General features: G+C 59.7%; 25 protein-coding genes. 11 read left to right on the top strand and 14 right to left on the bottom strand.

The features are described from left to right. Positions 1–16: 16 nt before the first annotated feature. The 3 genes from rsmI to WAW39_RS26135 are packed head-to-tail and all read right to left on the bottom strand — an operon-like array spanning position 17 to position 2,731. Positions 17–796: a 16S rRNA (cytidine(1402)-2'-O)-methyltransferase gene (rsmI, locus tag WAW39_RS26145; protein WP_422322101.1), complete on the bottom strand. Its 780-nt coding sequence runs from the start codon at positions 794–796 to the stop codon at positions 17–19. 15 nt (positions 797–811) lie between these two features. Continuing rightward, positions 812–1,321 carry an LPS assembly lipoprotein LptE gene (gene lptE, locus WAW39_RS26140; protein ID WP_422322100.1) on the bottom strand — a complete coding sequence of 170 codons (510 nt, stop codon included), beginning with the start codon at positions 1,319–1,321 and terminating at the stop codon, positions 812–814. A 60-nt stretch (positions 1,322–1,381) separates the two neighbouring features. Continuing rightward, entirely contained in the window at positions 1,382–2,731 is a 1,350-nt protein-coding gene (locus tag WAW39_RS26135; RefSeq protein ID WP_422322099.1) for a tetratricopeptide repeat protein, read from the bottom strand. A 113-nt stretch (positions 2,732–2,844) separates the two neighbouring features. Between WAW39_RS26135 and WAW39_RS26130 the strand changes: the two genes are divergently transcribed. The 3 genes from WAW39_RS26130 to WAW39_RS26120 all read left to right on the top strand — a co-directional run bounded on the left by WAW39_RS26130 (position 2,845) and on the right by WAW39_RS26120 (position 6,386). Then, positions 2,845–3,768, top strand: coding sequence for an alpha/beta hydrolase fold domain-containing protein (locus WAW39_RS26130; RefSeq protein ID WP_422322098.1), 924 nt, complete (start codon positions 2,845–2,847; stop codon positions 3,766–3,768). 73 nt (positions 3,769–3,841) lie between these two features. Continuing rightward, entirely contained in the window at positions 3,842–5,110 is a 1,269-nt protein-coding gene (locus WAW39_RS26125; protein WP_422322097.1) for a glutamate-5-semialdehyde dehydrogenase, read from the top strand. Between the two features lie 196 nt (positions 5,111–5,306). After that, positions 5,307–6,386 (top strand): L,D-transpeptidase family protein, encoded by a 1,080-nt coding sequence (locus tag WAW39_RS26120; protein WP_422322096.1) that lies wholly within the window; start codon positions 5,307–5,309, stop codon positions 6,384–6,386. Positions 6,387–6,395: 9 nt separating this feature from the next. Here WAW39_RS26120 and WAW39_RS26115 read toward each other — a convergent pair whose 3' ends face one another. Next, positions 6,396–7,154, bottom strand: coding sequence for a DUF3313 family protein (locus WAW39_RS26115; protein WP_422322095.1), 759 nt, complete (start codon positions 7,152–7,154; stop codon positions 6,396–6,398). Between the two features lie 143 nt (positions 7,155–7,297). Here WAW39_RS26115 and WAW39_RS26110 point away from each other — a divergent pair, with 143 nt between their 5' ends. Beyond that, positions 7,298–8,038: a glycosyltransferase gene (locus tag WAW39_RS26110; RefSeq protein WP_422322094.1), complete on the top strand. Its 741-nt coding sequence runs from the start codon at positions 7,298–7,300 to the stop codon at positions 8,036–8,038. Positions 8,039–8,087: 49 nt separating this feature from the next. Here the strand turns inward: WAW39_RS26110 and WAW39_RS26105 are convergent, their stop codons facing one another. The 3 genes from WAW39_RS26105 to hisC all read right to left on the bottom strand — a co-directional run bounded on the left by WAW39_RS26105 (position 8,088) and on the right by hisC (position 11,323). Then, positions 8,088–9,620 carry a L,D-transpeptidase family protein gene (locus tag WAW39_RS26105; protein ID WP_422322093.1) on the bottom strand — a complete coding sequence of 511 codons (1,533 nt, stop codon included), beginning with the start codon at positions 9,618–9,620 and terminating at the stop codon, positions 8,088–8,090. 80 nt (positions 9,621–9,700) lie between these two features. Then, complete coding sequence (locus tag WAW39_RS26100) at positions 9,701–10,189, bottom strand: Uma2 family endonuclease (RefSeq protein ID WP_422322092.1); 489 nt, start codon at positions 10,187–10,189, stop codon at positions 9,701–9,703. 39 nt (positions 10,190–10,228) lie between these two features. Continuing rightward, the gene (gene hisC, locus WAW39_RS26095; RefSeq protein WP_422322091.1) at positions 10,229–11,323 is read right to left on the bottom strand and encodes a histidinol-phosphate transaminase; all 1,095 of its coding nucleotides are present in this window, start codon (positions 11,321–11,323) and stop codon (positions 10,229–10,231) included. Between the two features lie 88 nt (positions 11,324–11,411). On the opposite strand from hisC, the gene WAW39_RS26090 reads away from it, so the two are divergent. From WAW39_RS26090 to WAW39_RS26080, 3 genes are all read left to right on the top strand, one after another. Continuing rightward, entirely contained in the window at positions 11,412–12,668 is a 1,257-nt protein-coding gene (locus WAW39_RS26090) for an MgtC/SapB family protein (protein WP_422322090.1), read from the top strand. A gap of 62 nt (positions 12,669–12,730) precedes the next feature. Then, a complete protein-coding gene (locus WAW39_RS26085; RefSeq protein WP_422322089.1) occupies positions 12,731–13,693 on the top strand; it encodes a DnaJ C-terminal domain-containing protein in 963 nt (320 codons plus the stop codon). A 1-nt stretch (position 13,694) separates the two neighbouring features. Next, positions 13,695–13,949, top strand: coding sequence for a chaperone modulator CbpM (locus WAW39_RS26080; RefSeq protein WP_422322088.1), 255 nt, complete (start codon positions 13,695–13,697; stop codon positions 13,947–13,949). Between the two features lie 4 nt (positions 13,950–13,953). On the opposite strand, the gene WAW39_RS26075 is transcribed toward WAW39_RS26080, so the two are convergent. From WAW39_RS26075 to WAW39_RS26065, 3 genes are all read right to left on the bottom strand, one after another. Further along, the gene (locus WAW39_RS26075; RefSeq protein ID WP_422322087.1) at positions 13,954–15,324 is read right to left on the bottom strand and encodes a Gfo/Idh/MocA family protein; all 1,371 of its coding nucleotides are present in this window, start codon (positions 15,322–15,324) and stop codon (positions 13,954–13,956) included. Between the two features lie 156 nt (positions 15,325–15,480). After that, positions 15,481–15,963, bottom strand: coding sequence for a hypothetical protein (locus tag WAW39_RS26070; protein WP_422322086.1), 483 nt, complete (start codon positions 15,961–15,963; stop codon positions 15,481–15,483). A gap of 3 nt (positions 15,964–15,966) precedes the next feature. After that, positions 15,967–16,287 carry a hypothetical protein gene (locus tag WAW39_RS26065; RefSeq protein WP_422322085.1) on the bottom strand — a complete coding sequence of 107 codons (321 nt, stop codon included), beginning with the start codon at positions 16,285–16,287 and terminating at the stop codon, positions 15,967–15,969. Positions 16,288–16,438: 151 nt separating this feature from the next. On the opposite strand from WAW39_RS26065, the gene WAW39_RS26060 reads away from it, so the two are divergent. Both WAW39_RS26060 and WAW39_RS26055 read left to right on the top strand, forming a co-directional pair. Further along, positions 16,439–16,807: a HesB/IscA family protein gene (locus tag WAW39_RS26060; RefSeq protein ID WP_422322084.1), complete on the top strand. Its 369-nt coding sequence runs from the start codon at positions 16,439–16,441 to the stop codon at positions 16,805–16,807. Between the two features lie 5 nt (positions 16,808–16,812). Beyond that, positions 16,813–17,373 carry a hypothetical protein gene (locus WAW39_RS26055; RefSeq protein WP_422322083.1) on the top strand — a complete coding sequence of 187 codons (561 nt, stop codon included), beginning with the start codon at positions 16,813–16,815 and terminating at the stop codon, positions 17,371–17,373. Between the two features lie 3 nt (positions 17,374–17,376). Here WAW39_RS26055 and WAW39_RS26050 read toward each other — a convergent pair whose 3' ends face one another. Beyond that, positions 17,377–17,583, bottom strand: coding sequence for a hypothetical protein (locus WAW39_RS26050; RefSeq protein ID WP_422322082.1), 207 nt, complete (start codon positions 17,581–17,583; stop codon positions 17,377–17,379). Positions 17,584–17,600: 17 nt separating this feature from the next. After that, on the bottom strand, positions 17,601–18,566 hold the full coding sequence (locus WAW39_RS26045; RefSeq protein ID WP_422322081.1) for a hypothetical protein: 966 nt from the start codon (positions 18,564–18,566) through the stop codon (positions 17,601–17,603). Between the two features lie 178 nt (positions 18,567–18,744). Between WAW39_RS26045 and WAW39_RS26040 the strand changes: the two genes are divergently transcribed. Both WAW39_RS26040 and WAW39_RS26035 read left to right on the top strand, forming a co-directional pair. After that, entirely contained in the window at positions 18,745–19,266 is a 522-nt protein-coding gene (locus WAW39_RS26040) for a pentapeptide repeat-containing protein (protein WP_422322080.1), read from the top strand. Between the two features lie 117 nt (positions 19,267–19,383). Next, on the top strand, positions 19,384–19,593 hold the full coding sequence (locus WAW39_RS26035; RefSeq protein ID WP_397381936.1) for a transposase: 210 nt from the start codon (positions 19,384–19,386) through the stop codon (positions 19,591–19,593). A gap of 13 nt (positions 19,594–19,606) precedes the next feature. Here WAW39_RS26035 and WAW39_RS26030 read toward each other — a convergent pair whose 3' ends face one another. Both WAW39_RS26030 and WAW39_RS26025 read right to left on the bottom strand, forming a co-directional pair. After that, the gene (locus WAW39_RS26030) at positions 19,607–21,664 is read right to left on the bottom strand and encodes a prolyl oligopeptidase family serine peptidase (RefSeq protein ID WP_422322079.1); all 2,058 of its coding nucleotides are present in this window, start codon (positions 21,662–21,664) and stop codon (positions 19,607–19,609) included. A 71-nt stretch (positions 21,665–21,735) separates the two neighbouring features. Continuing rightward, complete coding sequence (locus tag WAW39_RS26025; RefSeq protein WP_422322078.1) at positions 21,736–22,140, bottom strand: type II secretion system protein; 405 nt, start codon at positions 22,138–22,140, stop codon at positions 21,736–21,738. Positions 22,141–22,256 lie beyond the last annotated feature (116 nt).

The following is a 22,256-nucleotide window of genomic DNA, read 5'->3' as shown; positions in this document are numbered from 1 at the left end:
CAGTGTTGAGAATGAGTTACCAAGTCAACCACTTGGGGGGATCGACCGGCGCGATGAGGAGAGTGATTTCTCCCTTGGGCGTTTTGGTTTGGTAGTAAGATAGCAGGATGCTTGCCGGACCACGTTTGAATTCCTCAAACTTTTTCGTCAGTTCCCGTGCCACGACCACCCGATGGTCCGGCGCCGCCTCCGCGAGGATCGCCAGCGTATCGACCAGCCGGTAGGGGCTTTCGAAGAAAATGCTGGTGCAGTCACGCTGCAAGGCGGCGGTCAGCATGGTGGTGCGCGCTCCTTTTTTGTGAGGAAGGAAACCACCAAAATAAAACGGTGTGGTGGGCAGGCCTGACGCAGCCAGCGCCGTGAGGACGGCACTGGGACCGGGGATGCTCTCCACATGCAGACCCGCCCCGACCACGGCCCCGACGAGGCGCTGCCCGGGATCAGAAACCGTGGGCATGCCTGCATCCGAAATCAGCGCCACACTGCCCCCCTGCCGGATGTGCTCCAGCAACTGGGGAATGCGGTGTGCTTCGTTGTGCTCATTGAGGCTGATGAGCCGCGCACGAATGTCATGATGCTTGAGGAGCATGCCTGAATGACGTGTGTCCTCGCAGGCCACCAAGTCGGCGATACGCAGGGTGTCGAGCGCGCGCTGCGTGATGTCGCGCATGTTGCCGATGGGCGTGGCCACCAAATGCAGGCCAGCCGTCAAACGACCCGTGGCGACCACAGGCTCAAGCAATTCATCATCTGCACCGTCTAACTGTTCAGCGGCTGAATCCGGATCCGACGACATGGTGCGGACAGATGATTACCAGCCCTCGGAGACCTGGTCCGCCAGATTGTTCGCCAGACGCTGAGCAGCGTCTTCCAAGAGCTGAGTTTCTGACAGCTGAAGATTCGCCTCGAGGATGATGTAAGAATCAGCGGTGGCGTTGCCGGAATGGAGCACTTTGCCAGAGGCGGTGTCCGTGATGGTAAACAGACAGGTCAAAGTGGCCATGATCTGCGAGCTGCGCAGGACGTTGTTCAGGTCAGAACGGAACTGCGTGCGGTTGATGTTCGAAACTTTTCCCTGCAGCACCGCTTCAGCTTCGCCTTTGGCCACGATTTGATATGAGCCATGGTTTTGCAGCTGTTTGATAACCGCGTTCGTCACAAGCGAGGCCAGGCGGGGCTCCAGCGTGAGGTTTTCAAAGGTAGGGACCGCGATCTTGGTGATGTGGCGGAGGTGGGCAGGTTTTTGTGCGCCCAAAGTGTAGCCCGCGCAACCGGAGAGCAGGAGGCAGCCAGCTGCCAGCAGAAGAAAAAGCGATTTCATCCAAATAGTTTAAGAAGTGACCCAGCTCAGTAATGGAGTGCTGCAATGCCCGCGCAAGAATTATGACGCAGGCTTCGTCGTGGAAGGCACAGGCGGAACTGGCGGCGCAGGCAGCGCCGAACCCGGTGCGCGCGGCAGCATGGAAGGCACACTTGGAGAAGGTGGCACAGGCAGCAGTGCGGGCTTTTCAGTCTCAGGCACAGGCGGGAGCAGGGAGCCTGCTCCAGGCGTGGTGGCACCGGGACGGAGCGGCAGCGTCGGCTCCTGCAAAGGAATCGGCACGAAGCCTTCGTCTCCCGTGCGCATTTTCGGTTTCTGGCTGAGGCGGGCCAGCTCGGGAGCCAGCGGACCGACATAATCATCACGCGCCTTCAAGTTCTCCGCTGTCAGCGAGGTGTAGTCCTGACCCGGTCCTTTCTTGGCATCTTCCACACCCGCAGGATCAGCGGCGGCGAGTTCAGCCAGCATGGTGCGCGCTTGGGCGGAAACTTCGGGGGAACCAAACTTAAGCGCCTCATTGAGGTAGATGGCAGCGGCCTTGGTTTTGCCCACACGCTGGTAGAACTTGGCCACGGTGAGCGATTGATTGGCCTCGGCTGTGTTGACCTGATGCAGGATCATTTCAGTCTCCTGTTTGCGCTCTCCTCCGGGATTGGTGGCGATGTAGGTGCGCAAGGCATCACGTGCGGCCAGCAGGTTGGAGGCGTCTTCACTGCGCTGTGCAGCGATGTTGCTGATGGAACCAATGCGGAACTGGGCTTCAGCCGCCTGCGAGGTGTGAGGATAGTTTTCCACCACCTTGTTGTAGGCCGCGACGGCCTTGTCCTTCTCCTTCAGATCCTGCTGGATTTCAGCGATGCTGAACTGGGCCAGGGGGGCATATTTGCCAAAGGGGGCGTTCTTGATGATCTTTTCGTAGAATTTGATGACCTCAGACGAGTTCATCTTCATGCTGATCAGCAGCATCCCGCGCTGCTTTTTGCCGCCTTTCGCCTCTTCAGCGATCTCATACTGCTTCTCAATGGCCTCACTGAAATGCGGGCTGTCGCGGTAGGACTGGATGAAGGTCTGGAACGCTTCGAACGCATCATCCATCTTGCCATTGTGGCGGATGATGACGGCATTGTGGAAGGAAGCCTCCGCCGCGCTCGGAGTGAAGGCGTATTTCTTCACGATCGCCTGATACAGGCCCTGCGCCTTGCCGACTTTGCCAGCGTTCTCCGCCTGACGTGCCTGCGCCAGCATGGCGGAGGCGGCAAGTTCCTGCGACTCACGCTCGCTGTCCACAGGCACCACTCTGTCCTTCTTGCCAGAGAATGGCCAGAGCGCAGAGGATGGAGTCGTCAAAGCAAGAAATGAAACGGCACATGCCAGAAGTACTGGCAGGCGGGCGTGGAGGGGGAATTTCATCGCCGGGATAGTAAGTTCTGGTTAAGCTTGCGTCAAGGTGGCAACGCAGTTGTCTCACCGCCCCTTGACGGCCCTTGTTTTGCCCCTTCCCCCAGACTAAAGGACACCGCATTATGCGCTTTTTACTCATTCTGGCTCTCAGCTTCCCACTGCTGGCTCAATGTCAGAAAATTTCCACTCCCCCGGCGGGTTTTCGCGCGGTGCGGGATCTCGACTATGTCGGCTCAGGCAATCAGCGCCAGATGCTCGACCTCTACCTGCCTGAGGCCAAGACGGACAAGCCGCACCCGCTGGTCGTTTACATCCATGGCGGCGGCTGGGAAGATGGCAGCAAGAATGAGGCGGATGTGCTGCTGGGACTCATTAAAGGAGGCACGCCCTACGCCGGGGCCAGCATCAACTACCGCCTGACCAACCAGGCCCCATGGCCTGCGCAGATTTTTGACTGCAAAGCCGCCATCCGCTGGCTGCGCGCCCATGCGAAGGAATACAATCTCGCCCCCGACAAGATCTCCGTTTTTGGCATCTCCGCAGGCGGACACCTCGTCAGCATGCTCGGCGTCACCAGCGGGGTGAAAGAGCTCGAAGGGGAACTCGGCAACCATTTGGACCAAAGCAGCCGCGTCTCCTGCGTGCTCGACTTCTGCGGCCCGTCGGATTTCCTCACCTTCGGCGGTAAAGGCAGCATCATCGACCCAGACGATCCCAAAGGCGCACTGGCCAAGCTCATTGGCGGGCCGCTGAAGGACCGCCGGGAAGAGGGCCGCAAGGCCTCACCGGTCACTTACATCACTCCGGACGACGCCCCCTTCCTCATCATCCATGGGGACAAGGACCCCCTCGTTCCTTACTCCCAGGCCACGGAGTTTGATGCCGCCCTCAAAGCAGCGCACGTCCCCTCCACCCTTCTCACCGGCACGGATGGCGGCCACGTCTTCCTGAGCGGTCCGCTTTTCGAACGCATGTTCGCCTTCAATGCCCGTCATCTGCAGGGCAAAGACGTCCAAATCCCCGAAGGAGCCGTTCCTTCCAAGTGAGCCCCTGGCTCAACGGTCCCGGTTGCTGATTCATCCCAGCCGTGCAACCGTCCCGGCTGCCCTATATTTTTCAATGACCGATTCCGAAATCAAGTCCGCCATCCTCGACATGGGCCGCCGTGCCCGTGCCGCCTCGTATGCCCTGGTCAAGCTGACCTCCGAACAAAAGAACGCCATCCTCGTGGCCATGGCTGACGAGATCATGGCCCGTCAGGATGCCATCCTCGCCGCCAATGCCCTCGACCTCGCCCGGGCGGAGCAAAATGGACTGAGCAAGGCCATGATCGACCGCCTCACGCTCGATCCCAAGCGCCTCAAAGCTGTGGCCGATGCCGTGCGCGAGGTCGCCCTGCTGCCCGATCCCGTGGGTGAAAAGCTCACCGACTGGACCCGCCCCAACGGCCTGCACATTCGCAAAGTCCGCGTTCCCATCGGCGTCATCGGCATCATCTTTGAGTCACGCCCAAACGTCACCACGGACGCCGCCTCCCTTTGCTTTAAAACCGGCAACGCCACCATCCTCCGTGGAGGCAGCGAGGCCATCGACAGCAACCGTGCTCTCGCCGCCGCCTTGCAGGCTGGCGGCGAACGCGCCGGACTCCCGCCCGACAGCATCCAGCTCATCCCCTTCACCGACCGCGCCAGCGTGGAGCACATGGCGCAGATGGATCAATACCTTGATCTCATCATCCCCCGCGGCGGCAAAGGCTTGATCGAAAAAGTCGTGGCCACCGCGCGCATGCCCGTCATCAAGCACTACGACGGCGTGTGCCACGTGTATGTCCATGTGGATGCGGATCTCGACATGGCCGCGAACATCATCGTCAACAGCAAGTGCCAGAAGCCCGGCGTGTGCAATGCCCTCGAAACCATCCTGGTGCATGAGGATCTCGCCGCCACCTTTTACCCGCTAATCGGGCAGCGTCTTTACGAGGCCGGGGTCGAAATCCATGCGGACGCCACAGCCCTCCAGCATCTCGGCGTGGCAGCGCATCCAGCGACGGAGGCAGACTGGAGCACCGAGTACCTCGACCTCATCCTCGCCGCCAAAACCGTCAGCGGTTTGGACGAAGCCATCGCGCACATCAACCGCTACGGCTCCCACCACACGGACAGCATCATCACCAAGGACCGCGCCGCCGCCGAACGCTTCCAGCATGAAGTGGACAGCGCCGTCGTCCTGCACAATGCCAGCACACGGTTCAATGATGGTGGCGAATTCGGCTTCGGTGCCGAGATTGGCATCTCCACGGACAAGCTGCATGCGCGAGGGCCGATGGGCCTGGCCGAACTGTGCAGCTATAAATATCTCGTGGATGGCAGCGGGCAGGTGCGCGGGTAAATCCGGCCAGGCACCGCACCCAGAGCCCAGAGTGTACTGACCACTCGCGCCCTTCGGCCTCCAGAATGGCCCCCTTTCTGCGCGCATTTGCCAGATGCAGCGCATCTTTACTTGCGGACTCGGACGTAACCATACTTTTTGCAGTGCTCAGTTCCCCGAAAGGCCGCCGCAGATGCGGCAGGCTTTTCAAGTCCCTATGAACCCTCTGTTTTCTCGTCTTCTTCCCCTGGTCTTCCTGGCCTGCGCCTCCGCATCGGCGGTGATCCCTGATCCGCTGCCGAAGGCACCTGAACCCATCGATGACATCCTGCGGCTGCAGATCTTTTTGGATACGCAGCTCTTTGGACCGGGAAAGCTGGATGGCCGCCCCGGTGAGTTCACCACGAAGGCTCTGAAGCGTTACCAGCGTTCTCATGGCATGCCTGAGAGCGAGGTCGAAACCAACACGCTGGACCTCTCCAGCGTGCCGGAGATTTATACCACCTATACCATCCGCGAGGAAGACCTGAAATTCGTCGGCGAGGTGCCCCGGCAGCCGTCCGCGCAGAGCAAAAAGAAGTACCTGCCCTACGACTCCCTGCTGGAGTTTCTGACCGAGCGCTTTCACAGTGCTCCGGAGCTGCTGGAGTTCATCAACAAGCCTCTGAAGATGAGCGCGCTCAAACCGGGCGATGTGGTCAAAGTCCCTGCGGTGCAGCCCTTCATCATCGAAGAACTCACGGAAATTCCCAAGCTGCCGGAGGTGCCGGAATTTCTCACGCGTGTCATCAAGATCGACACCCGGGAAAAGGTGCTTGATGTGTGGGATGGTGAAAAGCTGCTGGCCAGCCTGCCCATCACCCCCGGCAGCGGCCACCTCGCCACACCGCCCGGCACCTGGCGTATTCTTGGCATCACGCAGCTGCCCACCTTCCGCTGGGACAAAAGCGTGCTCGAGTACGGCGTGCGCAGCGGAAACTTTTACGAACTGCCCATCGGCCCGAACAACCCTGTAGGCGTCATGTGGATCGGCCTGAACCGTCCGGGCATCGGCATTCACGGCACGAATTCGCCGCAAAGCATCGGTCGCAGTTCCAGCCATGGCTGCATGCGCACGGCCAACTGGGACGTGGTACGGCTGGTGAAACAGATCACCCAGGGCATGACGGTGATCATTGAAGGTCCGGCCCCTGAGCCGCGTCCGGTCGTGATCGCCAAGGCGCAGCCTGTGGCCCCTGCACCACCACCACCCGAGCCCAAGCGCGGCTTCTTCTCCAGGCTCTTCGGCAGGAGATAGTAATGACGTTCAATTGGGCCGCAGCGTGAAGGAGCCTGAATCCTTCACCTTCCATCCACGCGGAGAACGTGTCATCTGCTCAAACTGCGTGGCCCAGTAGCGGATGGTGTTCACGGCATGGCCGTAGGGCTGGTAATCCCGCAGATTGATGAAAGTCAGCTTGTCGCTCTCGTTGTCCGCGAACTGGAAGAAGGCCCGGCCTGACACGGAGTCCACCACCTTGCCCTCGATGGCCATGTTGCCTTTGGTGAAATAAGCCGCCAGTCCGATGACAGGCGTGACCACAAACTTCAGCACGGTGACCACCGCGTTTCCCTTCGGGCTGGTGGGATTGAGTTCAGTGATGGCCAGTTGCAGCGTCAGCGTATCCTTGCCGGGCTGGTTCACGAGCCGGTAGAGTGGCGTAGGCGAGTGACGAAAGGCAGCCACAAACTCCTCACGCAGGCGCACCGCCACATCCATTTCCTGGCGCTGCACTCCACCCCAGGCGACCTCGCCGGAAGAAAAAGCCCGGCTGAGCGGACGCAAATAATGCAGCGTCACAGGAGCAATGAAGAGTTTTCGCTTCGTCTTTCCCTGCGCGAGCAGCTGCGGATCAGGCGTGGTCCAGATTTTTTGAAACCCCAGCTGGGCGCGCGCATCCTGCGCCAGCCATGGCTGCTCAAAAAACGGCGACAGACCGACCGGCTGCGCTTTGAGCATGCGATTCGTCGAACTGCAGGCAGGCAGCACCAGCAGCAGTGCGAAAATGAAGTGCGGAAAACGCATGGTGGATGTGTCCACGATAAAGCCACAGAACCCAACTGCTCCGCAATACCAGACCATCGCAGCCGTACAAAAGATGCGCCGCCTCCACGGATTTAGCTTTTACCGTCCATGGTTTCTGCCGAACATCGGTCATCAGTCCTTTCATGCCACCAGCCACCGTTCATCTCGTGATTCCCTGCTATCAGGAAAGCGGGCGCATCGGACCGTTCCTCACGGAATTGTGCGCGGTGACGCATGCGCTGGGTGGTGTGAGCATTCAGGTCGTGGAAGACGGCTCAGATGCGGCGGAGACTGACCGAATGCGGGAGATCATCACCCCTCTCTGCCACCAAAACGAACACCTGCTCCCGCCGATGTTTCTGCCGAAGAATTTGGGCAAAGGCGGTGCCGTGTATGCCGGCTGGGATCAGGCCCCTCCGGTGGACTGGCTCGCTTTCGTGGATGCTGACGGCTCCTGCTCTGCCACCGAAGTCGAAAATCTCATCCGCCGTGTCCGCCTGCAACCAGCCCCCCTGACAGCGGTGTTTGCCTCCCGCTGGGATCAAACCAGCTCCAAGGTGCAGCGACAGTGGAAGCGCCGGCTCATGGGCCGTATTTTTGGCACGCTGGTCTCCACACTGCTGCGCATCCCCATTCACGACAGTCAGTGCGGGCTCAAATTCGTGCCGCGCGCAGCCTATCTGCGCATCGCCCCAACCTTGCGCATTCATGGCTTTGCCTTTGATGTGGAACTGCTCGCCGCCCTGCATGACAGCGGCTGCGAGTTTGAGGAGGCATCCATCGCCTGGCACGAAACTCCAGGCGGCCATGTGCATTTGATCCGCGATTCGTTCCGCATGGCACGGGATGTTCTCGCCATCCGCAGACGCCGCGCGAAGCGCTGATCCGTAGTGCAAGCGTCACGCTTGCGCTATGCGGATGGCACCTGCCTGTTTACTCCCACTTCAATTCAGTGCCCGCAGGCAGCAGCCGCACAGCGCGGGCGATGTCCCAGTTCGTCATGCGAAAGCCGCCGATGCTTTCCTGCTTCGTCATCATACCGGGGATGCTGGTGCCATGCAGCCCATAGGGCAGCGGTTTGGGATCACTGCCCTTGGCCAGATTGATCCAAACAATGCCCACTGGATTGTTAGGCCCGGCAGACAGCCGGTAGGGCACAGTCATGGGGGCAGCAGGATCGCCCGAGCTGGAAAGACGAGGACGCGCGACCACATCGAGAATCTTCCACGTCTTGCGCCCATGCAAACCCGGACGCGCCGTTGAGACCGGCATGCTGGCAATGACAGCATCCCCGCGACGAATGATCAGCCGGCTCACTCCCAGCATGCTGGCGGAGATGGGGGCTGCAGGATCTGCGACAGGCTGCAGAGGCTCTGCCAGCGCATTTTCAATTTCGAATGGAATCACATTCGGCACCAGAAAAACCGCACCGGGAACATTGGGATTTTTGACGCCGGGATTGATGTGCCGCAGGAATGACTCGGCGGCATGAAAACGCTCGGCCACAAATTCCCAGCCAGAGCGGTAGGCCATGAAAGGCTCATGCGTCAGTTCTTCAAAGGTGGGTGGTGGCTCCACGGCCTTGCTCTTCGACTTGCCTGTGGCCGCGCTGCCCGAAGGGGGAGAGATCCAGCGCATGTCCGCTGCCGTGAGCACATACTCGACGTAGGGGCCGCCGATGGCTTTCATGGCTGCGGAAGGCTGGCCTTCAGGAGTGTGAAGCTCTCCGGGATGTGCTTTTTCAAATGCCTTGTACGCCGCATCATAAACCGGCCCCGCCGTACCATCAATCGGACCGATGGTGAATCCCTGCCGGTCCAGAAAAGCCTGGATGAGCACCAAAGATGCAGCCCCCCAGGCCGCAGGTGGCAGCGCGCGGTGGGGTTTCGTGGCGATCAATACGGGTGCCTCCTCCTTCACGGGAGTTGGGGCTTTTTTGGGCTTCTCCTTGGCCGGGGTCTTGGCTGCGGCTTTTTCGGCGGCGACTGCGGCGTCCACCATGGCTTTGATGTCACTTTCCCCTGGAACCTTTACCACCTGCCCGATGACAATCCGGTCGTTTTTCAGTTGATTGAAAATCCTGAGCTGATCCACCGTCACGCCATTGCCATGTGCGATCTTGGTGAGAGAGTCCCCCTTTGCCACCACGTGTTCGATCATCTTGGTGGGTGGACCTTTGGGAGCGACCCTGGTCGCAGGCGTCGCTTTGGCCCCCGTTTCAGAAGCGGTTTGTCCACCGGGTTTTGCCCCAGGAGCTTCCACCGGCACGTCAACAGGCAGGCCCCAGGCAGCCGCATCCGAAGTCTCCACCTGCCAAGGCCACTTCACCGCCAGATCCAACCCGGGCTCGATGGTGGGAATCGCAGGCTTCACCGTTTCCACCTGAGCCATGATCGTGCTGGGCAGGCAGCCTGCCAGCACACAAGACATCCATGCGATCTTCGATGGCAAAAGTTTCGGCATCATGCGGCATTCAATCCGCATTTGCTGCATTCACAAGTTTCTGTTAACAACGGCGCGGTGAAAACATGCCGCATCATTCAGGCTCACTCCCACTCGATGCGCGATGGAAAATCTGGGCAGAGACGTGATTGCGCCACGGGGTCCGTGCCATCACGCAAAAAGAACTCCATGTGCCCCTCCCTGTCGCACATCCACACCTCTTCGGCTCCGCTGGCAAAATAGAGCCGCACTTTGTCCGCCATCTCGAAACGATGGTTTCCGGGCGAGACGACCTCCACGCAGATTTCGGGGGCAATAGGAAGGCTTGCTTCGCGACGATGCGGAGAAAAGCGCTCGCGGCTGATCCACGCCACATCCGCCACCTTGATACCATCGGTGGTCTGAATGGCAGCCTCGGAGAGAATTCTCCCCTCTGGCATGAGTCGTTTCAGAGTGAAGCCGATTTCCCCCTGAAAATCACTGTGCCAGGCAGAAGCGGGACTCATGACGATTTGATCAAAGCGGTTGGTTTCAATCTTGTACGGCAGGTCCTGCAGGGACTTGTCCTCACAAATGTCAGCCCAGGTACTCATGCTGTATGTTTACCTTCTCTGTCTGAGACTGACAAGCCGCTATTTCCCCAGCACCTGCTTCAGAACCTCGATGCAGCGCTCGTTCTGCGGCATGGTGCCGATGCTGATGCGCACCCATTCGGGGAGCTTGTAGGCGGCCATGGCGCGGACGATGACGCCCTTGTCCATCATGGCTTTGAAGACGGCATTGCCATCGCCGACTTTGACGAGGACGAAGTTAGCGTAGCTCGGGATGTATTCGAGACCCATGTCGCCAAACTGCTGCTGAAGGTAGGCGCGGCCTTCATCGGTGATGGCCTTGGTCTTGTTCTGGTGCTCTTCGTCGAGCAGGCCTGCCAGTGCGCCTGCCTGGGCGATGGAGTTGAGATTGAAAGGCTGCCGCGTGCGCTGCAGCACGTCGATGAGTTCCTTGTTGGCAATGCCGTAACCGACGCGCGTGCCTGCGAGGCCTTGGATCTTGGAGAAGGTGCGCAGCACGACGACGTTGCGGCCTTCGCGGACGTATTTCAGCGTGTCCGGCGGATTGTCGAGGAACTCATAGTAGGCCTCATCGAACACGACGACGACATGCGCAGGGACCTTGGCCATGAAGCGGTCAATCTGCTCCTGGGTGACGAGCGTGCCCGTGGGATTGTTCGGATTCGCGATGAAGACTTCCTTCGTGTTCGGCGTGATGGCGGCGGCCATCGCATCGAGGTCATGGACGTAGCCGGGATCAGGCACTTCGATGGTCTCAGCACCGAACACCTTGGCCATGAGCTTGTAGACAAGGAAGGCGTGCTCGGCGGTGATGATGTTGTCGCCGGGCTTGAGGAAGGCGTGGCCGATGAATTCGATGACTTCATTGGAGCCGCAGCCCATGATGATGTTTCCCATTTCCAGGCCAAATTTTTCCGCCAGCGCATTGCGCAGCTTCCACGAAGCGCCGTCCGGGTAGATGTTGACCTCTTTGACGGCCTCCTGCATGGCCACTATGGCCTTGGGCGAAGGCCCGAGAGGATTCTCATTGGAGGCGAGCTTGATGATGTCCTCCGGCTTCAGGCCGCGTTCACGGGCCACATCTTCGATGGGTTTGCCGGGTTCGTAAGCGACGAGGTCTTTGAGCTGTGGGTTGGCGTAGTTCCAGATGGACATGGTTGGTGGCTTGGAGTCCTTTTCTTGGACTGGGATGGCGACGATGGCAAGTCCGTGTAAAGTCTCCCTGAGACTTCGTTTAACTGCCATGCCAACCCCGCTGCCCGAAACCACGGAACTGCTGCAATCCCTCGGCACCGCCATCGGGCTGGGGCTCCTCGTCGGTTTGCAGCGCGAATGGGTGCAGAATCGCGTCGCGGGAATCCGCACCTTTGCCCTGCTGACGCTCTTCGGCGCTCTGACCGGTCTGCTGGGGAATGCCTATGGCAGCTGGGTGATTGCCGCAGGGTTCATCACCTTTGCCTGCATTGTGGTGCTGGGCAGCTGGCTGCGGCAGGCAAAACGCCCGCCGGTTTCCGGCCTCGCCACGGAAATGGCGATGCTTGTGATGTTTGCAGTGGGCATCATCACCATGCTCGGAGAGCGGCTTCTGGCCGTGATGATCGCGGGCGGAGTCATGGCGCTGCTCCAAAGTAAAAAAGGGCTGCATGCCATGGTGCGGCATTTTGGTGAGGAGGAACTGCGCGCCATCGTCCGCCTCGTTCTCCTGGGGCTCGTCATTCTGCCCGCGCTCCCCAACCGCGAGATGGGTTATCTCGGTGTTCTCAATCCCTTCGCCATATGGCTCATCGTGGTGCTCATCGTGGGCATCAGCCTCGCGGCCTACATGGCTGAAAAATTTCTGGGAGGCTCCAAAGGAGCTGCGGTGGCGGGCATTCTCGGCGGGCTGGTGTCCAGCACCGCCACGACAGCCAGCAGCGCACGCCGCAGCAAAATCTCCAGTGCAGGCAGCCTGTCACTAGCCTCCATGGCATTGATTGCCTCCGCCGTGGCTTTTGTGCGCCTGCTGGCGGAGGTGATCATCGTCGCCTCCGATCACATTCGAGAGCTTCTCCCGCCACTCGTTGCCATGATGTTCTGGGTCGGGCTGATCGCCGCCGTCGCACATCGCCTTGCAGAAAATGCCGACTCAGAACCCGTGGATGAACATCCGCCGTCCGAACTGAAAAATGCCGTCGTCCTCGGTCTGCTGTATGCGCTGGTGCTGGTCATCGTGGCCTATGCCCGCCAGCACAACAGCTCCGCAGGATTGTACGTGGCAGCCTTTCTTTCCGGCCTGCCGGACATGTCGGCCATCACGCTCTCCACCTCACGACTGGTCAACACGGGACACCTTGAAACCTCCGTCGCCTGGCGCATGATTCTCGTCGGCGGCATGGCCAACCTGTGTTTCAAAATGTTCTTTGTGATCGCCCTCGGTTCACGGGCTTACATCAAACCAGCCTTGCTCGGTCTGCTCATGTCAGTCGCGGGTGGCGCGGCCATACTGGCCTTCTGGCGCTGACTGCAAAGAATGCAGCACGATTCACAACGACATGTCACTGCGCGACGTAAATACTCCACATCATGCCCGCCGAATTTAAAGACTACTACGCCACCCTTGGAGTCGCACGCGATGCCAGCGCGGACGAGATCAAGAAGGCCTTCCGCAAACTGGCCCGTCTCTACCACCCCGACACCGCCAAGGACAAGAAGACCGCCGAAGCCAAGTTCAAGGAGATCAACGAGGCCAACGAGGTGCTCAGCGATCCGGAGAAGCGCAGGAAGTACGATACCCTGGGTGCCAACTGGCAGGACGAGGGAAATTTCAGGCCTCCGCCGCAGGGAGCAGGCAGCCATGAACAGGAGTTCCACTTTGGTGGCACTGGCTTCAGCGACTTCTTCGAACAATACTTCAGCGGTGGCAGCCGCTATGGCTTCCCACAGGGCTTCGAAGAGGAAATCCCCACGGGTGCCGCGAAGAAAGGCCGCGCACGGCGTGGCCATGACATCGAGGGCGACATTCTCGTCACTCTGGAAGAAGCCATGCACGGCACGCAGCGGCCGATTTCGCTGCAAACCGTGAACCGCCAGACCGGTGCGGTGCAGACGCACAGCTTCGAGGTGCGCATCCCGCCCGGTGCCACCGATGGACGTCGCATTCGCGTGCCCGGCCAGGGCGAACCCGGCCAAAATGGCGGCCAGGCAGGTGATCTCTACCTGCGTGTGCGCCATGCCGCCCATCCCGAATTCACCACCGAAGAGGCCGATGTGCATCACGACCTGGACCTCGCGCCATGGGAGGCCGTATTGGGCGCGGAGGTGATAGTGCCGACACTCGACGGCTCCATCAAACTGCGCGTCCCCGCAGGCAGCGAAAACGGCCAGAGCCTGCGCGTGCGCGGCCGCGGCCTGCCCAAAGGCAAGTCCGCCGAGCGCGGCGATTTCTTCGTCAAACTCCAGATCGTGCTGCCGACCAAGCTCAGCGATGCCGAACGCACGCTGTGGGAACAACTGCGCAGCGCCTCCACCTTCAACCCACGCGCCTGACATGAGCGACTCCACACCTCCAACCTACTCGCTGGAAATCCTCGCCGAGACGACCGGTGTCTCCACGCAGACGATCGTGCAGTATCAGGAACATGGCATCATCCATCCGGACTTCGATGACGAAACCATACGCACGCTGCGCCGCATCGAGGCGCTGCGCGAAGCCTGCGAAATGAACCTCAGCGGCCTCAAAATGCTCACGCAGCTGCTCGATGAAGTCGAGCAACTGCGCCAGGAACTTCGCACCAGACGCTGAGAGCTTAAGTGAACTGCGTCACCCCGGGGACCGGCATCGGAGTGGGCTCAAATTTGTCGCCAAACTGCAGATTGTCAGGCGCGAGGTCCTGCTTGGAGGACAGCATCGCCAGCGCCACACGCGCGGATTTTTTATCCTTCCCTCCGCCCTGATCAGCAGGTGCAGCCTCTTCCTTCCAGAGAATTTTCTGCCCCGTGTAGGCGGCTTCACGGCCCATGATGGCAATCAGCGTGCTGCTCATCATGCGGTCACCATCATTGATGACCTCGCCTTTGCGGATGGCATTGAAGAGCGCCTGATGCTCCAGGTCGTACATGTTCTTTTCCTCACCACGCCAGCGCCAGCGCTTTTCGCCGTCGATGAATGGTGCGGAACCTTTGCCGATGACCAGCTTGCCCTTGGTGCCCTGGATGTTGTCGATGACTTCGTTGTGGCAGCCGTTGATCTGACGATTGGTGATGTGGCAAAGAATGCCGCCATCCCATTCGAAGGCGCAGTGGAAGTGGTCAAAGATGTTGCCGCCTTCTGCCTGACGCTGGCGCCCACCAGTGGCGATGACGCTGACAGGAGGAGTGTCCTTCATGGCCCAGCAGATCTTGTCGAGGCTGTGCACCGCCTGCTCAACGAGGCTGTCACCGCTGAGCCAGGAGAAGTTGTACCAGTTGCGCACCTGCCACTCCACATCCCCCATCCCGGCGGGGCGACCCGCCGCAGGCGGCATCACTTTGACCGGGCCTGCGTAATAAGTCGCCAGAATGCTGGTGATGTCGCCGATCTGGCCTTCATGCAGGCGCTTGTAGCATTCGATGCGGCTGGTGGAGTAGCGCCAACAGAAGCCGGCCACGAGGTTGAGCTTCTTCTGCTTCGCCTTCTCAACCGCCGCCTGGGCCACGCGATAGCCTGCGGCATCCACCGCCATCGGCTTCTCGCAGAAAATGTGCTTCCCAGCCTCGACCGCTGCCGTGAGGTGCAGAGGGCGGAACCCGGGCGGAGTGGCAAGCAGCACCACATCCACGCCGCAGTCGATGAGCTTTTGATACGCATCCAGCCCCGTAAATTTCTTGTCCGGCTTCACGTCAACGCGATCTGGAAAACTCGCGGAGAGATTCTTGATGCTGTTCTCGATCTGCGTGTCAAAGGCGTCGGCCATGGCGACGATCTTCGAATTGTAATCCGCGCCCAGCGCCTGCGCCGCCGCCCCTGTGCCCCGGCCACCGCACCCGATGAGGCCGATCTTCAATGTCTCATTCGAGTCCGCCTTCTGCTGCGCAAGCAAGCTTCCTGCGGATGTGAAAACTGCCGGAGCGAGGAGCGCTCCACCGCTGGCATTGAGAAAACGACGACGTGAGAAGGCAGAAACGGCTGGGTCAGACATAGGTACAGAGAGTGTTTGCAAACAGAGCTGAGATTTCGGCACGGGAAAGGCAAACCTTTCAGCGAAAGGACGGATTACCCACCCCATCAGCAGGCCATTAGGAAGCCCCTAATGAATGCAACGATCAGACATCGCCCGGCAGGGTGCTAATACCGCTCAAGAATAACGTGGGATGATCTTCGTCAGGCCGGTTGATTGAGGCGGATGCCCATCGTTGTCGAAATTGCTCAGCGGCTGCGTTTCCACCCGGCTGATTTCATCGTCTGGCGAAGGCTGGAGCAGCGCATCCACCAGGAGCTGCGTGTCCTCCAGAAAGGTCAGCCCGGCGCGGCGCATAAAATCCACCTCCGAGGCATGCGTGTGCAATGTGATGAGCAGGCACTCGCCCTGAAACAAGGCCAGAACGAAGACTCCCTCATAGCCAAACCAAAACGTTTTCACGTCACGGTCTCCGCCACTGCCAAAGTGTGCGCGCGCATCATGCAGGGCCTGAAGAAGACGCTCGGCGCGAAACTCCTCAAAGGGCAGCAAGTTGATCAGAATTTGCCGCCGCCAGCACAGCAGCAGGCCATTGACCGAGCCAGCGTGCTTCAGACGTTCGAGGGCAGACCGTAGGGAGGGTGTGATAGATGCAGCCATGGCTTATGCCTCCAGAGAATTGGCACGGGTGAGGAGTTCAAACATCGGCACGCGTTCGCCGATGTGGGCGCCAGCACCGGGATCTTTGGCATCCGTGCCGGAGTCGAAATAGGCAAAGTTCAGGGTGAAATCATCCTCTTGCAGCGTCCCCATCCATGGGGCTCCGAGTTCCAGGCACTCGCCCACCTTCAGTCCAAAGTGCCGGAGCCCTTGGAAATCAGCGGCGAAGTTGTTCACGGCTTCCTGGCCGCTGTCACTGGAGACGAGCCCATCTTTCAGGGTGAAGAGTTGCAAGGGGAGAGGTATTACCTCGAGTTCGCTCATGGGGATATTGAAGTTGTCCCTCTTACGTCTCAAAAATCGGCTGATGAGGCAAGCACAATCCACGGATGAGGCAAAATAGAAATCCCCTGCTCGCTTGACACTGCGACCCTTTGCTTTCTTTCGTTCATCTCTGCGCTATCTGTCACTCCCCATGACCGCCGTCGCCCCAAGTTTCAAAATTGGCAATGAAAAGCTCATCAAGGTGCTGCCAAACGCCGCCAACCGTCTTCTTGGCCTGCTCAAAAAGCAGGGCCGCGCTGAAAACGGCGCCCTGCGCGTGGCCGTCGTCGGAGGCGGCTGCTCCGGCCTGCAGTACAAGATGGATCTTGTCGATGGCCCGGCCAATCGAGACATCATGGTCACCTCCAGCGACGTGCGCGTCGTCATCGACCCCAAGAGCGCCCTCTTCGTTTCCGGTTCCGAACTGGATTACAGCGACGACATCCAGAGCGGTGGGTTCAAGGTGAAGAACCCCAATGCCGTCGTCACCTGCTCCTGTGGCGAAAGCTTCTCCGCCTGAGACCGATGTCGAACGCCTTTGCCCTCCTCGGCCTGCCACGCATTGCCGCACTCGATGCCGAGGCGCTGCAGCAGGCCTGGCTGGCTGCCAGCCGCAGCGCGCACCCCGATCAACCAGGTGGCGATGCCTCCCACGCCGCTGAGATCAACAACGCCTACGAAACGCTTCAGGCACCCGAGAAACGCATCAAGCATTTGCTGGATTTGCATGCCGTGCCCTGGCGTGCCATTCCCATCGACGACGCGATGATGTCGCTCTTTGGCCGGCTGGGCCCGGCGCTGCAGAGCGTCGCTGCCTTTCTCAAGCGCAAACAGACCGCCACCTCCGCACTCGCCAAGGCCCTGCTGGCTCCGGATGAAATGCGCTTGCGTGAGCAGCTTGAGGCCCTCGGCACCACGCTCGATGCCGAGCGCACCGCCCTGCTGGCAGACCTACCCGCCTTTGACTCCCGCCTCAGCACAGGCGACACCACCGCCCTCACCGACCTGCAAATCCTCCAGGCCCGTCTGGCCTATTTCGGCAAATGGCAGGCGCAGGTGCGCGAAGCTTTGCTGAGTTTGATGTGATCCCTATTTGCCTTCCGCCGAGGCTGGCGCAGCCATGCCCTCGCGCACCCGGCGCAGGCACTCGTCCGGACTGGCATCCATGGGCAGTGTGAGCGGCCGGGACTGAACGCACAAGTGGCGCACAGCCCCTTCACGACGAACGTTGGTCACCTCGATGTTGTGGGCGGCAAAGAAGCGCACCACGTCCTGGTTGCTGGCGTAACGACTCATGATTCCAAAGTGGCAGTTTAAAAGTCACCGCCACCGCCAAAGTCGCCGCCACCTGAGTCACCACCACCGTCAAAGCCGCCACCGGAGTCATCGCCAAAACTGCCGCCGGAGCTGGTGTAGTCGGTATCGGTGCCGGAGAAGCCGCCGTCACTGTGGGAGGTGTCCGTGGGATCAGCCCCCAAGGAAGAAGCAGAGCTGTGCGAGCCAAAGAAATTGTCATACATCCACATGCCTGCGGCAGCGCCGAACATGCTGCCCATCATGTTTTGGAAAAAGCCGCCGCCGCCACCATAGCCAGGCTGCCCCATGCCGCCGCCGACACCACCGCCGCCTCCGGACATGGAGCGGAAGAGCCCGCGAATGAGGCTGAAGCCCACCCAGATCAGCAGCACGATGCCGATCGTGGGAAGCCAGGATGAGCCACCCTCCTTCTGCAAGGCGCGCGTTTTGGAACTGACAGGTGCAGCAGCGCCGTTGCGATGCGCGCTCATGGTCGTGGAAATGAAGTTCACGGCATCAATCAGCGCGTCATCATTCTTTTTATTCCGCAGCTGTTCGAGCATGCGCTGAATCAGCGTCACCCGGTCCGTCAGTGTGAAAGCCTGACGCTGAGTGTCAGTGCCAACGACCACCTGCAGATGCGCAGGCTGTTTGACGAGCAGAATGAAGACACCGTTCACTTTCTTGGTGCGGGCGAGCTGTTCCGCCCACTGGGAAAAGCCACGGTTGGTGGCGGCCTTGTCCGGATGAATCACCGTGGCCTTCATGTCTTCAGGCACTGTGGCGAAGGTCTGCACAGCGATGTCCTTGTGCAGCCGGGCGGAGACGTCGTTGATCGTGCCGGTGGCATTCACCTTGGCAAACTCGGAAAAGAAGGCTCCGTCATCTTGAATTCCGCCAGCAGCAGCGCGTGCACCAGCGGTGCCGAGCAGAAGCGTGGCAGCGAGAGCAGGAAGAAAGAAACGGCGTGTGAGTGTGTTCATGGTGGGAGAAAAATACGACGTGAGCATGATACAAGGATACGTGCGGCGCACCTGCGAAACGCGTCTCTTTTTGTAGTCGCTTCCCAAGGCGGCTCAAGTGTGACAAAAGCGTAAACAGCGCACAAACACATTACAATGCGCCCCTTTACCGGCTTTGGCTCTGGGTGAAAATTGTTGCATGGAAAAGACAACATGTCTGGAAGTTCTGAAACAAGGGACCTACGCCTGGAACAGCTTTCTTTTGGATGAAGGCCTGCAATCCGCCTGCTTGAGTGAGGCGAACCTCGGCGGCGCAGATCTGCGGCGAGTCAATCTGGCCCAGGCAGATCTGCACCTGGCGAATCTCAACGGGGCTGACCTCAGCCTGGCAAATCTGCGGGGCGCGGACCTCAGTCTGGCCGATCTCAGAGGTGCGAATCTCAACGGCGCAGATCTCAGCCTGGCAAATCTCGAAGGAGCAGACCTGCGCGGAGCCAAATGCACCGGGGTTCAGCTTCTGGGCGCGGACCTGCGCCGAGTGAACTTCCACGACACCGACCTGCGGCGGGCCAATTTTGCCAACGCAAACCTATGTGGAGCAGACCTCAGCGGCACACGTCTGATTCGGGCAAACCTGCTGGGTGCAGACCTCTACGGCGCAGATCTTACCGGTGTTGAAATGCTGGAAGGCAGATCTGCGGCGTTACCTGTGGCAGCGTAGCCGGCATGCACAAATTGCGTCTGCTTTGCGCGATTTGGGGACTGCGAGACCAGGGGTGATGGGCTCGGATTTGCTAAAAGGAAGGACGGCTCAGCCACCCTCAAACACGACAACACTATGCCCCGCCCATCACGTTACTCCCCTGCTGAAAAGGCCGCCATCGTCGCCGCCGCACGTTCCCGGATCCGACTGGGAGAAAGTTGCAAAGACATCGCCAAGCGGCTAGGCGTGAATCAGCCCTCCCTGAGCGGGTGGCTGCGCGAATCAACACTCGACATGTTGTACCCGCCGCTGCCACCCTGCATGCCGCGCAATCGCTCGGCTTGATCGTGCGCAGGTGCTATTTCTTCTTCACCTGCCAGTGCTCATCAAAGAAGTCCGCAGCCACCACCTTGCCGGCAGACTCGGCACTCGGCGGCTGCGTGATGTCCAGGATGGCCCAGTCGGGGAGCTTGGGGTTTTGCAGTGAGTTGGTCTTGTCATGCGCCTCACGGAATGTGAGGCCGGAGTTGATCACCACTTCAAAGCCCGGAGATTTCAGACAGGGATAAACCATGAGAGGGACATGGGTCTTCGCGTCAAACGACTGCCCGCCCATGTCCACTTTCTTTGCGTCCCATTGCACCGGCAGCGATTTGGCAAGCTGCTTAAGGCAAGAATTGGATTCTGGCGTGCCCCAGAGAATGAGGCTTTGAGTTTTGCCTGCTTCGTAGATGTCTCCCACATCCGAGGCCTTCACCACACGGGCTTCGCCGCGCATGAGGCCCTTCCAGCGTTTGAGGAAATGCGCCGCCTCTGCGTTCACCCATTCATCCACCGCAGGAGACGATGATTTTCCGTCTGGCAACACCACCAGAAAGCGCTTCATGAAGCTCGCATCCATCGGCCCTGGATGGGCGCCCGGCTTGCCTCCAGCGGGTGTGTCGTGCTGAAACGGCTCAGCATTGCCAAAATCACGCCAGACTCCGTTCTCCTTGATCAGCCGGCAGAAAGCTCCCGCCACTTTCGGACCAGGACTCATGAAGGTCTCAAATTTAGGCGACTCTGGACCCACAGTGAGTTTCAGAGTGGCGCCATCAATGTTCACTTGGAGCGATCCCCCGCCCTTCCGTGCCTGCGGCGGTGGATAGAACACGAGACGCGTCACATTCTGTGTCTTCATCTCGATCGTCAGCCCGTCGATGACCTTGGCATCGAGCCGTGCCTCCTTCCAGCTCTCCTCCATGCCGTGCAGGTTCAGCCACTTCACGCGGCCATAGAGCGGTGTCTTGGTCTGGATGTGGATTTCGTCAGGAAACAGATCGCGGCCTTTGGCGACAGCTTTTTCAATCCATGCCTGCACCTCTTTGATCGTTTCAGGATGGTACTTGTGCGGCATGCCGGGGCCGATGAGATGAGGCGGGTGCAGATCCTGCCTGGCCAGCACCTCCATCATGTACTCCGCCGAATCACGCTGCGCGTCCACCTCGCCGCTGTAGCTGATCAGCGGCACGTTGAAAAAGTTCCGCGCATAGTCCGGCACGTCGTACACACCCCACAGCGTCTGTTCATACCAGACCGGATACTTTTCTGGCGTGAGTTTTTGATAGCGCTTCACATCCGCAAAGCCCGCGCCCGTATGAACGCAGGCCCACTGGTCCGGGTAATGTGCGCCCATGTGCCAGGCCCCTGCGCCTCCCATGCTGAAGCCCGCCAGTGCCACACGGTTCGTGTCCACATTGAACCGCTTCATGGCATCATCACGGCATTCGAACACATCCGTCTCACCCGCGCTCTTCCAGCCGTTGCAGTAACGCCCAAAGGGATGAATCACGATCGTCCCCGCCGGCTGAAACTGCCCCGGCTTCTTCGCCATCAACCTCGAATACACGAACGGCAGATCCGTGGCAGTGTCTCCGCGGCCATGAAGCCAGATCCACATGGGCACCGGCTTTTTACCCGCGCCAAACTCCAGGCCTTCCGGCACTTCCACCCCATAGGGCTGCGGTGAATCGTCGATCTTGGAATAGTAGCCCAGCACCTTCTGCCCGCTGCCGCTCATCCATGGCGTTTCATTTTTTCCGAGAGCCGCGATGCGCTTCTTGGCTTCATCCAGCAGCACCATCGCCTTTTTCACTCCGTCCTCCGGCTTCTTGTCATACCACTCGTCGAACTCCAGTGCGTAGCTCACCGCCTTGAGAAAGATGTCTGCATCGGCTGCACGCGGGTGCTTCTTCACCGCCTGGAAGGACTTCTTCACCGCCGCCAGCTCCTTGGCAATGCCCGCCTCCTGCTCTGCTGAAAGCGCCGCGGTGGGTTTGGGCGGCAGGCTGCCTTTGAATGAGGCCGTGGCACCATTGGGACTGAGCTGTGCCTGAGCAGCCACCACCCACAGGGAGAGAAAAAGAAAACATTTCATGGAGAAGCTTAAACGCCGCCCTGCGCGGTTTTTAACCGTGAGTTGCGGTCTGTTTGATTTCCCCGCTCAACTCAATGACCGGCGGGGTCCAGCCCACCAGAGGCATCAAAGAACAGTTCTCCACTGGGTTTGATGCCAATGTAGAGATACGTCCCTGGCACGGTGTCAGGAGCAACGGACGACTGAAACATCATGGTGGCCAATGAACCACTGGCCGGCTTTCGCCCCTCGATGACAGCGGCCACCTGGGCAGCCACATCTCCTTCAGGCCACACCACACCCGCCGCTACACCTGTGGTATAGGCCAGCAAGATGTTCTGAGCATTGCGCTTGTCTTTCACCTTGTCCGCCTCTCCTGCAAGAAACCCCAGATTCGGCACGATGATCGTAGCAATCAAACCGATGATTAGAATCACAACCAAGAGTTCAATCAGACTGAACCCTGATGGGCGGCGAGCCACTTGTTTGGTTTTCATGGACTTGAGGAATGAGACTGGTTGAAGGATCTGGCACCTCTGTCATTTCCACCTTCAAAGCTTCCCTCGTACCCAAGCGCCTCTATTTCGTATTTATTCAAATGCGCTTAAGCCAC

The sequence above is a fragment of the Prosthecobacter sp. genome (assembly GCF_049294395.1).
GTDB lineage: Bacteria > Verrucomicrobiota > Verrucomicrobiia > Verrucomicrobiales > Verrucomicrobiaceae > Prosthecobacter.
Note: the sequence above shows the minus strand (reverse complement) of the source record. Positions and strands in the feature narration are given on the sequence as shown.

What these genes read in the sequence shown, in the direction of transcription:
- WAW39_RS26125 (WP_422322097.1), top strand. Translation starts at nt 3,842, where the DNA reads ATGACCGATTCCGAAATCAAGTCCGCCATCCTCGACATGGGCCGCCGT.
- WAW39_RS26060 (WP_422322084.1), top strand. Translation starts at nt 16,439, where the DNA reads ATGACCGCCGTCGCCCCAAGTTTCAAAATTGGCAATGAAAAGCTCATC.
- WAW39_RS26090 (WP_422322090.1), top strand. Translation starts at nt 11,412, where the DNA reads ATGCCAACCCCGCTGCCCGAAACCACGGAACTGCTGCAATCCCTCGGC.
- WAW39_RS26025 (WP_422322078.1), bottom strand. Translation starts at nt 22,140, where the DNA reads ATGAAAACCAAACAAGTGGCTCGCCGCCCATCAGGGTTCAGTCTGATT.
- WAW39_RS26100 (WP_422322092.1), bottom strand. Translation starts at nt 10,189, where the DNA reads ATGAGTACCTGGGCTGACATTTGTGAGGACAAGTCCCTGCAGGACCTG.
- lptE (WP_422322100.1), bottom strand. Translation starts at nt 1,321, where the DNA reads ATGAAATCGCTTTTTCTTCTGCTGGCAGCTGGCTGCCTCCTGCTCTCC.
- WAW39_RS26035 (WP_397381936.1), top strand. Translation starts at nt 19,384, where the DNA reads ATGCCCCGCCCATCACGTTACTCCCCTGCTGAAAAGGCCGCCATCGTC.
- WAW39_RS26135 (WP_422322099.1), bottom strand. Translation starts at nt 2,731, where the DNA reads ATGAAATTCCCCCTCCACGCCCGCCTGCCAGTACTTCTGGCATGTGCC.
- WAW39_RS26050 (WP_422322082.1), bottom strand. Translation starts at nt 17,583, where the DNA reads ATGAGTCGTTACGCCAGCAACCAGGACGTGGTGCGCTTCTTTGCCGCC.
- WAW39_RS26115 (WP_422322095.1), bottom strand. Translation starts at nt 7,154, where the DNA reads ATGCGTTTTCCGCACTTCATTTTCGCACTGCTGCTGGTGCTGCCTGCC.
- WAW39_RS26085 (WP_422322089.1), top strand. Translation starts at nt 12,731, where the DNA reads ATGCCCGCCGAATTTAAAGACTACTACGCCACCCTTGGAGTCGCACGC.
- WAW39_RS26130 (WP_422322098.1), top strand. Translation starts at nt 2,845, where the DNA reads ATGCGCTTTTTACTCATTCTGGCTCTCAGCTTCCCACTGCTGGCTCAA.
- WAW39_RS26075 (WP_422322087.1), bottom strand. Translation starts at nt 15,324, where the DNA reads ATGTCTGACCCAGCCGTTTCTGCCTTCTCACGTCGTCGTTTTCTCAAT.
- WAW39_RS26030 (WP_422322079.1), bottom strand. Translation starts at nt 21,664, where the DNA reads ATGAAATGTTTTCTTTTTCTCTCCCTGTGGGTGGTGGCTGCTCAGGCA.
- WAW39_RS26070 (WP_422322086.1), bottom strand. Translation starts at nt 15,963, where the DNA reads ATGGCTGCATCTATCACACCCTCCCTACGGTCTGCCCTCGAACGTCTG.
- WAW39_RS26105 (WP_422322093.1), bottom strand. Translation starts at nt 9,620, where the DNA reads ATGATGCCGAAACTTTTGCCATCGAAGATCGCATGGATGTCTTGTGTG.
- WAW39_RS26040 (WP_422322080.1), top strand. Translation starts at nt 18,745, where the DNA reads ATGGAAAAGACAACATGTCTGGAAGTTCTGAAACAAGGGACCTACGCC.
- WAW39_RS26055 (WP_422322083.1), top strand. Translation starts at nt 16,813, where the DNA reads ATGTCGAACGCCTTTGCCCTCCTCGGCCTGCCACGCATTGCCGCACTC.
- WAW39_RS26080 (WP_422322088.1), top strand. Translation starts at nt 13,695, where the DNA reads ATGAGCGACTCCACACCTCCAACCTACTCGCTGGAAATCCTCGCCGAG.
- rsmI (WP_422322101.1), bottom strand. Translation starts at nt 796, where the DNA reads ATGTCGTCGGATCCGGATTCAGCCGCTGAACAGTTAGACGGTGCAGAT.
- WAW39_RS26045 (WP_422322081.1), bottom strand. Translation starts at nt 18,566, where the DNA reads ATGAACACACTCACACGCCGTTTCTTTCTTCCTGCTCTCGCTGCCACG.
- WAW39_RS26065 (WP_422322085.1), bottom strand. Translation starts at nt 16,287, where the DNA reads ATGAGCGAACTCGAGGTAATACCTCTCCCCTTGCAACTCTTCACCCTG.
- WAW39_RS26110 (WP_422322094.1), top strand. Translation starts at nt 7,298, where the DNA reads ATGCCACCAGCCACCGTTCATCTCGTGATTCCCTGCTATCAGGAAAGC.
- hisC (WP_422322091.1), bottom strand. Translation starts at nt 11,323, where the DNA reads ATGTCCATCTGGAACTACGCCAACCCACAGCTCAAAGACCTCGTCGCT.
- WAW39_RS26120 (WP_422322096.1), top strand. Translation starts at nt 5,307, where the DNA reads ATGAACCCTCTGTTTTCTCGTCTTCTTCCCCTGGTCTTCCTGGCCTGC.